This is a genomic window from Arthrobacter oryzae (assembly GCF_030718995.1).
Taxonomy (GTDB): domain Bacteria; phylum Actinomycetota; class Actinomycetes; order Actinomycetales; family Micrococcaceae; genus Arthrobacter; species Arthrobacter oryzae_C.
Genome location: NZ_CP132204.1, coordinates 3963087 through 3974076, shown reverse-complemented (window position 1 = coordinate 3974076; position 10990 = coordinate 3963087). Strand labels below are relative to the sequence as shown.

Here is a 10990-nt window from a genome sequence, read left to right as displayed (position 1 = left end):
TCATGGCTGTTGGAGGTGAACCACAATATAATTCTGATGTGCAGAAAGAGCCAACCTCCAACCGGGCAGCAAAATCAGCCCGGAAGCCCGTGCAAAAGCGGCCCACCTATTCCATCGAGGCGGTGGACAACGCGCTGCAGCTCCTGCAGCTGCTCCGCGACGGCGGAGCGCTGCGACTCAAGGATGCGGCCGAGGAGCTGGCTGTTGCCCCGTCCACGGCCCATCGCCTCCTGGCGATGCTGGTCTACCGCGGTTTCGCCGTCCAGGATGAAACCCGCCGCTACGTGCCCGGCCCGGCAATGGGAGTGGGGCCGGCCGGACTGAGCTGGACCCGGCTGCTCCGCTCCCTCGCCCAGCCGCACATGGAACTGCTTTCCGCGCAGCTGAACGAGACGGTCAACCTGATGGTGCGGGTAGGCACCAAAGTGCGCTTTCTGGCCACGGTGGAGGGAAACAACGTGTTGCGGGTGGGCGACCGGCAGGGAACGGTGATGCCTGCCAATAAGACCTCCGGGGGCAAGGCCATGCTCGCCGAACTGGAACCCCACATGATTGACCAGCTCTTCCGCAGCAACAACGCCGAGATTGGCGGGGACACTATTCCGGATGCCGAGTACCCCGCCTTCCTGCGCGAACTGGAGTCCATCCGCGGCAACGGCTTTGCCGCCAACTTCGAAGGCACCGAAGAGGGTGTCAGCGCCTTGGGAATGGCCCTGCACAACCGGCACGGGATCGTCGTCGGCGCGATCAGCGTCGCCACTCCGGCAACCCGTTTCCGCAGGGTGTTCGACGCCGGACTGGTGCGGGCCCTGCGGGAAACCTGCCGGCAGCTGGAGATCGATATCGCCGCCAATCCGGCGGAGCCGGACTAGGCACCGGGTCGGACAGCTGGCACGGCACCTCGGATAATTCTGACCAGCAGAATATGTTGGGGGTCACACGGCGGCATCCGTAGAGTCGAACTACGCCAAAAAAGCCGTTCTGACCTATAGAGGAGGCCCACGTGTCCATCAGCGCCGAGAACACGACTCATGAATCAGTGGCCGCGGGGCATACTGCTCCGGAGCCGACGCCCGAAGAGGCTGCGCAGCTCAAGGAGCTGTACCGGGATTTTGATCGCGAGAACCTTATCCCGTTGTGGACTGAGATCGCGGATTTAATGCCGATGGTCCCGTCGCCGAAGGCGGTCCCGCACGTGTGGCGGTGGAGTGACTTGTACCCGCTGGCGGCCCGTGCCGGTGACCTGGTGCCGGTGGGCCGGGGCGGGGAACGCCGCGCCATTGCGCTGGCGAATCCGGGCCTGGCCGGTACGCCGTATGCGACGCCGACGCTGTGGGCTGCGATCCAGTACCTGGGGGGCCGGGAAACCGCCCCGGAGCACCGCCACTCGCAGAACGCGTTCCGTTTCGTGGTTGAGGGCGAGGGTGTCTGGACCGTGGTGAACGGGGATCCGGTGCGGATGTCCCGCGGGGATTTCCTGCTGACCCCGGGCTGGAACTTCCACGGCCACCACAACGACACAGATGAGCCGATGGCCTGGATCGACGGCCTCGATATCCCGTTCGTGCACTACGCCGACGCCGGGTTCTTCGAGTTCGGCACCGAGCGCGTCACGGACGAGGCCACCCCGGACATCTCCCGTTCCGAGCGGCTCTGGGCCCACCCGGGCCTTCGCCCGCTCTCGGGCCTGGATGACACCACCAGCTCCCCCATCGCGGCCTACCGCTGGGAATACACCGACCGCGCCCTGACCGAGCAGCTCCTGCTCGAGGACGAGGGCCACCCGGCCACTGTGTCCCAGGGCCACGCCGCCGTCCGCTACACCAACCCCACCACCGGCGGGGACGTGATGCCCACCATCCGGGCCGAATTCCACCGCTTCCGGCCCGGCGCGTCCACAGAGACCGTCCGCGAAGTCGGCTCCAGCGTCTGGCAGGTCTTCGAAGGGACCGGCTCCGTGGTCCTGAACGGCGAAACCCGGAACCTGGCCAAGGGCGACCTCTTCGTTGTCCCGTCCTGGGCCGCCTGGTCCTTGCAGGCCGGGACAGATTCACAAACGTCGTTTGACCTGTTCCGGTTCAGCGACGCCCCCATCTTTGAACGCCTGAACTTCAACCGCACCTACATCGAAGGACGCACCAAGTAATGAGACTCCTCACCCTCCGCCTCTCGAATGAGGGAACAACAGTTACCAAGGCCGTGCGCCAGGACGGGACCACCCTGACCGAGATCGACGGGTTTGCCGACGTCGGGGAACTCCTCCGCACCGAGGCCTGGGAGGCCACCGCCAGGGCCGCAACCGGTGCGACGCACCCGCTCGAGGGCGCCGACCTCGCCCCGGTGGTCCCGTTCCCGGGCAAGATCATCTGCGTGGGCCACAACTACCGCAACCACATCAAGGAAATGGGCCGGGAAATCCCCGAATACCCCACCGTGTTCGCCAAGTACCAGGAATCCCTGATCGGCCCCAACGATGACCTGGCCCTGCCGCAGGAATCGGACACCGTGGACTGGGAAGCCGAACTCGCCGTGGTCATCGGCAAGAAGGGCCGCCGGATCAGCGAAGCCGACGCCAAGGACCACATCGCCGGGTACTCGGTGCTGAACGACGTGTCCATGCGCGACTACCAGTTCCGCACCATCCAGTGGCTCCAGGGCAAGACCTGGGAGAACTCCACCCCGTTCGGCCCCGCCCTCGTCACGCAGGATGAGTTCACCGCCGGTCCGCTGATGACCTCGGCCGTGGACGGCGAAGTCCAGCAGAGCACCCCCACCGGCGACCTCGTCTTCACCCCGGAATTCCTGGTCTCCTACATCTCCACGATCATCACCCTGAACCCCGGTGACGTGATCGCGACCGGCACCCCCGGCGGTGTGGGCCACGCCCAGGATCCCAAGCGCTACCTGCAGGAAGGCCAGATCCTGGTCACCACCATCGAGGGCCTGGGCCAGCTGACCAACCGCGTGGTCAAGGAAGCCTGATGGTCGCCCGCCACGACCGGACCACCGACCCGGTCCTGCTCGAGGGCCTGCTGCAGGCACGGCGGGGCACGGCATTCTTCGCCCGCAAGCTCAACGAGCTCACGGACGCGGACCTGGACGGGGACTCGTTGCTGCCAGGCTGGACCCGGCGGCACGTGACGGCCCACATCGGCTACAACGCGCGGGCCATCGCGCGTCTCATCGAGTGGGCAGCCACCGGCGTGGAGACACCCATGTATGCCTCCACGTCGGTGCGGGACCACGAAATCGACTTCGGCGCGACCCTGCCGCCGATCGCCCTGCGGCACCTGTTCGACCACTCCGCGGTGCACCTGAACGTCGAATGGCGGGACCTCCCGGCCGAGGCCTGGCACCACAAAGTCAAAACAGCGCAAGGACGGACCGTCCCGGCCGAGGAAACCGTCTGGATGCGCACCCGCGAAGTCTGGGTCCACGCCGTGGACCTGGACAACGGCGCCACCTTCAACGACATCCCGGCACCGGTCCTGTCCCGCCTGCTCAAGGACATCACCGGCGCCTGGCACACCCGCGGGACCGACACCGGACTGCTCGTCAAAGTCACCGACCAGCCGGACGTCATGACCTTCGGGGACACCGACGCCGAAACACCGACGGTCATCTCCGGCCCGCTCGCGGCCGTCACGCAATGGGCCACCGGACGCGGCAGCCGCGGAGTGGCGGCAACAAGCACCACAGCCACAGGCACCACAACAGCGGACCCCGCCACACCGCCGTCGGACGCTGACCTGCCCGAAGTACCGCCAGCACCCAAATGGATCTAGCCACCAGGCTGGAGCCCTCACATCGGCAGGATGGCGGCAGAACCTAGTCCTGTGCGCAAGGGAGGCCCCCTCCGCTGACCAGTTCAGCAGAGGGGGCCTCCCTTGTGCACCGGAGGTGCCCGCTATTCCTCGTGCTTGACCTTGTGCACCCTGGTCACCACTGTGGGGCACGGAACCCGTAGCAGGACGGCGTGGGCGGTGGAGCCGAGCAGGAGCCTGCTGAATCCCCCGCGCCCGCGGCTGCCGATCACCAGGAGCCGGGCGTTCGCGGCCGCCTCCACAAGCGCCTTGGCCGGATCGGTGTCCTTGTCGAGCACCTGATTCACCACCAGGTCCGGGTACCTGTCCCGCAGCCCCGCCACCGATTCGGCGAGCACGATTTTGTCTTCTTCCTCAATGACTTCGGCCAAGCCGCTGGCCGGCATCCCGCTCTGCACCCAGCGGGCGGGACGCCGGAAAGCCAGCACGGCTGTCAGTTCGTCCCCCTCGCGGTCAGCTTCTGCGGCGGCGAAAGCGACGGCCTGCAGCGACTCCTCCGAACCGTCCACGCCCACCACCACGCCACGCCCTTCCGGTCCCTGGTCCGTGGGAATGACCGCCACCGGGCTGTCCGAGGCGGTAACGATCTGCAGGGCCCGGTCCGTCATGGGCCCGCCGTCCGCCCAGTGGCGGTGGTGCGATCCGATGACCACCATGGAGGCGTCCTTGGACATTTCCTTTAGGGCCGAGCCGGCGCTGCCGTGGCGCAACTGCACATCGACGGCGACATCCGGTGCTTTCTTGGCGGCATCCTCCTGCACCTGCCTCAGGAGTTCCATGCCGGATTCCCTGATCAGTTCGTGGTACTGGAAGTCCGGTGACATCCAGCGGTCATCCACCGCATGGACTCCGATGACCGGCAGCTTCAGCTTGGCCGCACGGTGAAGGGACCACGACATTGCGGCCTCACTTCCCGTGGAGCCGTTGATGCCGACGACGATTGGTTTGCTCATTCTGAATCCTGCTCTTCTCCGTCGCGTTTTCGGATCAGCACGCCGAAGGCCGCTGACCCCTTCAGTGTGCTCCGCGGGCAGACGCCGGGGTTAGGGCCTTAAGCCCCTCACCGGGCCGCCTGCCCCCGCGTAGCGTCAGGGCCATGGAGGACACCCGGGCGGCCGCCGCTCCCGTACGGTCAAAGCCGTTCCTCAGGCGCTGGTTGCTGTGGGTCACAATGGGCGAAAGTGCAGGCTTCCTGGCTCCCGCCGTCGTCGCCGTCTTCGTGGTCATTCCGGACACCGGAGCCGCGCTGGTTTGGCTGACGTTGGCGGGCGCGGCCGAGGGCACGGTCCTGGGGCTCGCCCAGGCCCACGTCCTCAAGCGTGCCCTGCCCGGACTCCGGGTGCGCGCCTGGACCATCCGCACCGCCGCCGGCGCGTCAATCGCCTGGCTCATCGGGCTGAGCCCGAGCACCTTCGCCGTGCAATGGCAGGCATGGCCACCGCTCCTGCAGTTCGCCGTCGCGGTGCCCGCCGCCTTGCTGCTGCTATGTTCGATCGGACTGGCGCAATGGCCGGAACTCCGCCGCCACCTTCCCAACAGCGGATGGTGGGTTGCCGGGAACGCCGTGGCGTGGTGCGTCGGGCTGGGAGTGTTCTTCGCCGTCGCAACCCCGTTGTGGCAGCCGGGACAGCCGCCGACGACGGTCCTCGCCATCGGCGTTGCCGCCGCCATCCTGATGGCCGCGGGAATGGCGCTGGTGACCGGCCTGGTAATGGGCCGACTGCTGGCGGCCAGGGAGCGCCCATGACCCGCCGTCGGCAGGTTCCGGCTAACGACGCGGCGGGCGGGGAGCACTTCGGGCTGGAGGGGGCCGTGGCCGGCCTGGTCTCCGCAGCCCTTGGGATCGCAGGCGGCTCGATGGAAGTCCTCCTCACCGGCCCGTGGCCCACGGCATCGGACACCGGTTATGCGGCCTTCCTGCTCGCCAACAGGACGCCCGTCCTGGCACAGAGCTTGCTATTTGTGTTCAGCTCAGCCGCCCTGATCTGGTTCCTGGGCTACGTGCGTTCACTCCTGCACCGGAGGGAAGGGGAACCCGGGACGCTGGCCGGCATTGCGTTCGCTGCCGGGGTGCTCGGCGCCGGCCTGAACATCCTGGGCCAGGCTGCCCAGATCACCCTGACGCTGCCGTCGCAGGCCGGGGTGTCTCCGGGGGTGGCTGCGGCCGTCGCGGATCTCTGCCTGGTGACGCTGGCCCTGGCGAACCTGCCGGCCGGAGTGATGTTCACCGCCGTCGCCGTGGTGGCGTTGCGGAAGCAGGCTTTTCCTGCACCCCTGGGCTGGGTCGCGGCCCTGGCGGCGGCTGCCTCGTTCGTGTCCACGCTGTCGGTGATCCCGGAGGCCGGGCCGCTGTCTCCCGTGGGCTGGCTGACCACTGTCCTGCGGCTGGTACCGCTGCTCTGGTACGTACCGGCGGCCATCTTCATGTTGCGTCGCCGGTAGGCTCCCTGCGCCGGCCGGCCAAGGGCTTCAGAAACCTGAGGGTTCCGTTTCGAACTCCGGCTCGCCGGGCGGCGCCTCGTGATGGAGCGGACGGAGCGCCTGGGTCTGTTCCAGCCAGATCAGGGCGTCATAGCGCCCTCCCATCCGGGTGGGAACGTAGTTTCCGTATTCCCTGGCGGGCCGGTAGACAACACCGATAGCCCGGTGCCCCAGCCAGGCCGACAGCCACGGCCCGGACCTGTCCCGGCCGAATTCCAGCAAGGCCGGGGCGCCCAGTGCCCTGTGCAGCAGGTCCTCGTGGCTGCCGGTGCGGGCGTCGGGCACCGTCAGGACACGTTCAGGGGAGCCCCACGCGTCGGCAGCCATCACAGTTCCCCGGTGCGATCCGATACCCACCAGGGTCACCCCTTCGGGTCCGTGGCGCTCGCGCAGTAATTGGCCCACGTTGACCAGCCCGTCCCGCGCCATGTCCGTGGCCCGTGCATCGCCCACGTGCGTGTTGTGCTCCCAGATGATGCCCTTGGATGCGGGGCCAAGATGCGCGCTGAGCCGGTCCACCGTGTCCGCCATGTGATGGTCCCGGACGTTCCAGGACTCCCTGTTCCCCTGCACCATGATGCGGTAGTAATGTTCGGCGTTGGCGGCGACTACGGCGTTCTGCACGGCGTCGAACGCCTCGTCGTTTTCGGCCCGGGACTCGTGGTCCTGTAGCGCCAGCGCCCGGTTCCTGACTTCGGCCAGCAGTGCCACCACGTCCCGCTCGCACGATTCGGGCACCAGCCGCGTGCGCCAGGCGTACTCGTGCGGGTCTTCGTGGTGCGGCAGGAAACACTGCCATGCCCGCATGGCCGCGGGAACCGCGTCCGGTTCGTTGTCCTGGAGCCAGCCGATGATCTCCCGCAGGGAATCCCACAGCGAGTAGACGTCAAGGCCGTAGAACCCCACGCGCTCCTGCATAGGGCGTTCGAGGTTCCAGCCGCGAAGCCAGTCCAGGAAGCCTGCCACTTCCTGGTTGGCCCACATCCACGTGGGCCAGCGTCCGAACCCGGCGAGCATGGCGTGTACGCCGGTGTCATGCCCGCTTTGTCCCCGGACCCACCGGTTAATCCGCCAGCAGTCCGGCCAGTCGCCCTCGACGCCGATCCAGCTGTAGCCCTGCTCCTCAATCAGCCGCATGCTAAGACGGGCCCGAAGGGTGTAGTACTCGTGCGTGCCGTGCGAGGCTTCGCCGATGGCCGTGAAGCGGCCGGCGCCTGCCCGGTGGACCAGCCGGTCAAGGTCCCGGAACCCGTTGAGGGGCCGGGCCAGCGTCCGGATTTCGTCCAGCATGCTCAGGACGGCACGGTTTCCGTTGGTCACGTCGGGTCCTCCAGGAGGATGCTTTCGAGATGCTCAGGCACGCGCACCCGCCACCCGAGCTCCCGCTTGATCCGGACCCGGAGGGCATCGGATGCCTCGGGTTCGCCGTGGGTGATGTACGTCATCCGCGGTTCCCGCCCGGCCGCCTTCATCCATTCGATCAGCCCGTCCGAATCCGCATGCGCGGAGAGGCTTTCCATCTGGATCACTTCGGCGCGGATCCGGACGTCCTCGCCATAGATGCGGAGTTGCCGTTCACCGGCGGCGAGCGCGGCACCGCGCGTTCCGCCGGCCTGGTACCCGCTCAGGATGATCGCGTTCTTCGGATCGGGTCCGTATTCCGCAATGTGGTGCAGGATCCTGCCTCCGGTGAGCATGCCGCTGGCGGAGATGATCACCATGGGGCCGCCGCGGAGATTGAGCAGCTTCGAATCGTCCACGGTACGGGTCATCTTGGCCACCTTGTACATGTCCTCGTATTCCTGCTGCTTGAGCCGGTGTTCGTCGGGGTGCCGCTGGTACATTCCGGAGGCGTCGATGGCCATGGGGCTGTTCAGGTACACGGGGATGTCCGGAATCGCGTTTCGCCCGCGGAGGCGGGACAAGTGAAGCATCAGTGTCTCAGCCCGCCCCACGGCGAACGCGGCGATCATCACAACGCCGTTCTTCTTCGCCACCCGGGTGATGATCTCGCCCAGCTGCAGCTCGGGATCCAGGGTCGAGTGCTTCCGGTTGCCATACGTGGACTCGGTGACCAGGATATCGGTGGTGCCCAGCCCCCGCGGCGGAAACATCAGGGGATCGTCTGTGCGCCCGAGGTCGCCGGTGAAATGCACGGAGTGCGGGCCGACCTCGAGCCTGATCTGGGCAGCCCCCAGGATGTGGCCTGCGGGCAGGAACGTGGCGGAGATGCCCGCTCCCAGCGACAACGGGGTGTCGAAGCCCTGTTTGCGGAAACTGTCGAGGGACCTGACCGCGTCCGCCGCCGTGTAGAGCGGTACCGGCGGGCTGTGCCTGGACGATCCGTGCTCGTAGGCATATTTGGCTTCCTCTTCCTGCAGGTGCCCGCTGTCGGGCAGGAGCAGGGTGCACAGTTCGGTGGTGCCTTCGGTGGCATACACCGGTCCGGCAAAGCCGTCCCGGACCAGGGCGGGAATGTAGCCGGTGTGGTCAAGGTGCGCATGGGTGAGCAGCACGGCGTCAATGGAGTGCGGCGGGACGGGGAACGGGGCCCGGTTGCGGACGCGGAGCAGCTTGTAGCCCTGGAACAGCCCGCAGTCCACGAGGATGCGTTTCCCGCCTGCTTCCACCAGGTACCTGGAGCCGGTCACGCTGTCCGTCGCTCCGAGGAACCGGAGTTGCGGGTGTCGGTTTTTCATAGTGCTCCCTGTTCCCGTCGGGCGGCGTTCCGTCGGGCACGTTCCCGTTGAGGAGATGTACGTCCTAGCTTCCGCCTCTTCCGGGTGTCCCCGTAGGGCCGAAAGTCATGGCTGCCCGTGCTCCGCGTCTTTTGGCAGCACCGCCTTTTCGGCAAACTCCACCCGGCAGTACGCTGGAAGCACCCCTTGGAGACGTCGTATGGCTGAACAGGATTTGATTACCAGTGCCCGCGAGGCCTATGCCCGCAGGGACTGGCCTGCGGCACGGAACGGGCTGCTGGCCGCCAGGACCGCGACAGGTTTGGAGCTCCAGGACCTGGACGCCCTCGCCGACGCCATGTGGTGGCTGGGCAACCTTCCCGAATCGCAGTCCGTTGCCGAGGAGCTGTACCGCGGCCTCACCGCTGGTGGAGACCGGCCCGCCGCAGCAATGAAGGCAATAGTCCTGTCACTGCAGTGGGGCATGCGCGGGGATCTTATGGTTGCCTCGGGCTGGCTCAACCGCGCACGGCGCCTGCTGCAGGGCCTGCCGGAACGGCCGGAGCACGGATACCTGCTCTATCTCGAAAGTGCCATGTCCCTGGATCTGGAGGAAGATCCCGGACCGGCACAGGCAGCCGCTGACAAACTCGACACCCTGGCCCGGCGCCTGGCGGACCCCACCCTGGGGTGCTTCGCCCGCGTACTGGCGGGACTGGCCGGCGTCCGCGCCGGGCGGACTGTGGACGGGTTCAACGACCTGGACGAGGCTATGCTGCCGGTCCTGGCCGGGGATGTTGCACCCGTGTGGTCCGGAGACATCTATTGCACGGTCATCCACCTCTGCCATCAGCTCGGCGACCTTGCCCGGATGCGTGCCTGGACGGACGCCCTGGAGCACTGGACCGCGGGCCAGTCATCCGCCTTTGTGTACACCGGAGTGGCCCGTGTCCACGAGCTGCAGCTGCTCAGCGCCGAAGGCGGCTGGGATGCGGTGGAACGGGAAATCGGCCTCTCCAGCGACAATCTGGTTGATTCGCACGGCTGGATGGCCGGTGCGGGCTATTACGAACTGGGCGAGGTCCGGCGGCTTCGCGGCAACACCGACGGCGCGTTGGCCGCCTATCGGCGTGCCCGGGATGTCGGCGTGGATCCCCAGCCGGGAGAAGCCCTGCTGCGCCACGCTGCCGGCGACACCGCGCAGGCGCTCAACCAGCTGCGTGCCGCCCTGGGCGAGAGCCGTCTCCTGGACCGGGCACGGCTGCTCCTGCCGGCCGTCGAACTGTCTTTGGACCAGAATGACCTGGCGCTCGCCGAAGCCTTGACCGCCGAGCTGCAACGGACAGCCGGCCGCTTCGCCTCCCCAGGCATCCAGGCGTGGGCATGCCAGGCCCGGGGCGCCGTCCTGCTGACCGCCGGACGGTCGGAGGACGCCCTGCCCTTCCTCGATGCGGCGGCCCGCACGTACCGCGGGCAGCGTGCACGGTACCGCACGGCCCGGATCCATGAGCTGCTGGCCGGCTGCCGCCGTGCGCTGGACCAGACGGGTGCTGCCGACGCCGACCTTGCCACCGCGATGGCCATCTACCGCCAGCTCGGCGCCGCTCCGGACATCGCACGGCTGGAGCGCGATGCCGCCACCGCCACCGCGGACAGGGGCGGCCTGACCGCCCGTGAATGCGAGGTCCTGGTACTCATCACTACCGGCGCCAGCAACCGTCAGGTGGCGAAGGCCCTGGTCATTAGTGAAAAAACAGTGGGCCGGCATCTGGCAAACATCTTCGGCAAGATCGGAGTCTCCAGCCGGACAGCCGCGGCCGGCTGGGCAAGGGAACACGGACTGACCTGACGGACGACGACGGCGGCACACGCACGCCGCCGTCGTTCGCCCGCTTCGGTCCCGGCTCCGGCCGGTTCCCTGCATCATTCTCCCCACGGCCCCCGGGAAAGATGCATCATCCGCCCGACGCGGCGCTCCCGGCCGCGAACGTACCTTCGAAGTAGCCG

General features: G+C 67.6%; 10 protein-coding genes. 7 read left to right on the top strand and 3 right to left on the bottom strand.

Annotated features, from left to right (window positions below):
• Window positions 1-38: 38 nt before the first annotated feature.
• From Q8Z05_RS18215 to Q8Z05_RS18200, 4 genes are all read left to right on the top strand, one after another.
• Complete coding sequence (locus Q8Z05_RS18215; protein ID WP_305940967.1) at window positions 39-872, top strand: IclR family transcriptional regulator; 834 nt, start codon at window positions 39-41, stop codon at window positions 870-872.
• A gap of 131 nt (window positions 873-1003) precedes the next feature.
• Window positions 1004-2146 carry a cupin domain-containing protein gene (locus tag Q8Z05_RS18210; protein WP_305940966.1) on the top strand — a complete coding sequence of 381 codons (1143 nt, stop codon included), beginning with the start codon at window positions 1004-1006 and terminating at the stop codon, window positions 2144-2146.
• Window positions 2146-2982, top strand: a complete 837-nt coding sequence (locus Q8Z05_RS18205) for a fumarylacetoacetate hydrolase family protein (protein WP_305940965.1) — start codon at window positions 2146-2148, stop codon at window positions 2980-2982. Before Q8Z05_RS18210 ends, Q8Z05_RS18205 begins: the two co-directional genes overlap by 1 nt.
• On the top strand, window positions 2982-3785 hold the full coding sequence (locus Q8Z05_RS18200; RefSeq protein ID WP_305940964.1) for a maleylpyruvate isomerase family mycothiol-dependent enzyme: 804 nt from the start codon (window positions 2982-2984) through the stop codon (window positions 3783-3785). The genes Q8Z05_RS18205 and Q8Z05_RS18200 overlap by 1 nt, the downstream gene beginning before the upstream one ends.
• A gap of 122 nt (window positions 3786-3907) precedes the next feature.
• Here Q8Z05_RS18200 and Q8Z05_RS18195 read toward each other — a convergent pair whose 3' ends face one another.
• Window positions 3908-4777: a universal stress protein gene (locus Q8Z05_RS18195; RefSeq protein ID WP_305940963.1), complete on the bottom strand. Its 870-nt coding sequence runs from the start codon at window positions 4775-4777 to the stop codon at window positions 3908-3910.
• 143 nt (window positions 4778-4920) lie between these two features.
• Between Q8Z05_RS18195 and Q8Z05_RS18190 the strand changes: the two genes are divergently transcribed.
• Both Q8Z05_RS18190 and Q8Z05_RS18185 read left to right on the top strand, forming a co-directional pair.
• Window positions 4921-5571 carry a hypothetical protein gene (locus Q8Z05_RS18190; RefSeq protein ID WP_305940962.1) on the top strand — a complete coding sequence of 217 codons (651 nt, stop codon included), beginning with the start codon at window positions 4921-4923 and terminating at the stop codon, window positions 5569-5571.
• The gene (locus Q8Z05_RS18185) at window positions 5568-6266 is read left to right on the top strand and encodes a hypothetical protein (RefSeq protein ID WP_305940961.1); all 699 of its coding nucleotides are present in this window, start codon (window positions 5568-5570) and stop codon (window positions 6264-6266) included. The genes Q8Z05_RS18190 and Q8Z05_RS18185 overlap by 4 nt, the downstream gene beginning before the upstream one ends.
• A gap of 27 nt (window positions 6267-6293) precedes the next feature.
• Here Q8Z05_RS18185 and Q8Z05_RS18180 read toward each other — a convergent pair whose 3' ends face one another.
• Both Q8Z05_RS18180 and Q8Z05_RS18175 read right to left on the bottom strand, forming a co-directional pair.
• Window positions 6294-7625, bottom strand: coding sequence for an erythromycin esterase family protein (locus Q8Z05_RS18180; protein WP_305940960.1), 1332 nt, complete (start codon window positions 7623-7625; stop codon window positions 6294-6296).
• Window positions 7622-9004, bottom strand: a complete 1383-nt coding sequence (locus Q8Z05_RS18175) for an MBL fold metallo-hydrolase RNA specificity domain-containing protein (RefSeq protein ID WP_305940959.1) — start codon at window positions 9002-9004, stop codon at window positions 7622-7624. Before Q8Z05_RS18175 ends, Q8Z05_RS18180 begins: the two co-directional genes overlap by 4 nt.
• A 199-nt stretch (window positions 9005-9203) precedes the next feature.
• Between Q8Z05_RS18175 and Q8Z05_RS18170 the strand changes: the two genes are divergently transcribed.
• Window positions 9204-10832 (top strand): LuxR C-terminal-related transcriptional regulator, encoded by a 1629-nt coding sequence (locus Q8Z05_RS18170; RefSeq protein WP_305940958.1) that lies wholly within the window; start codon window positions 9204-9206, stop codon window positions 10830-10832.
• The last annotated feature ends 158 nt before the right edge of the window (window positions 10833-10990 follow it).

Coding starts and splice junctions, on each gene's coding strand:
- Q8Z05_RS18205 (WP_305940965.1), top strand. CDS start 2,146: ATGAGACTCCTCACCCTCCGCCTCTCGAATGAGGGAACAACAGTTACC.
- Q8Z05_RS18200 (WP_305940964.1), top strand. CDS start 2,982: ATGGTCGCCCGCCACGACCGGACCACCGACCCGGTCCTGCTCGAGGGC.
- Q8Z05_RS18195 (WP_305940963.1), bottom strand. CDS start 4,777: ATGAGCAAACCAATCGTCGTCGGCATCAACGGCTCCACGGGAAGTGAG.
- Q8Z05_RS18190 (WP_305940962.1), top strand. CDS start 4,921: ATGGAGGACACCCGGGCGGCCGCCGCTCCCGTACGGTCAAAGCCGTTC.
- Q8Z05_RS18185 (WP_305940961.1), top strand. CDS start 5,568: ATGACCCGCCGTCGGCAGGTTCCGGCTAACGACGCGGCGGGCGGGGAG.
- Q8Z05_RS18175 (WP_305940959.1), bottom strand. CDS start 9,004: ATGAAAAACCGACACCCGCAACTCCGGTTCCTCGGAGCGACGGACAGC.
- Q8Z05_RS18170 (WP_305940958.1), top strand. CDS start 9,204: ATGGCTGAACAGGATTTGATTACCAGTGCCCGCGAGGCCTATGCCCGC.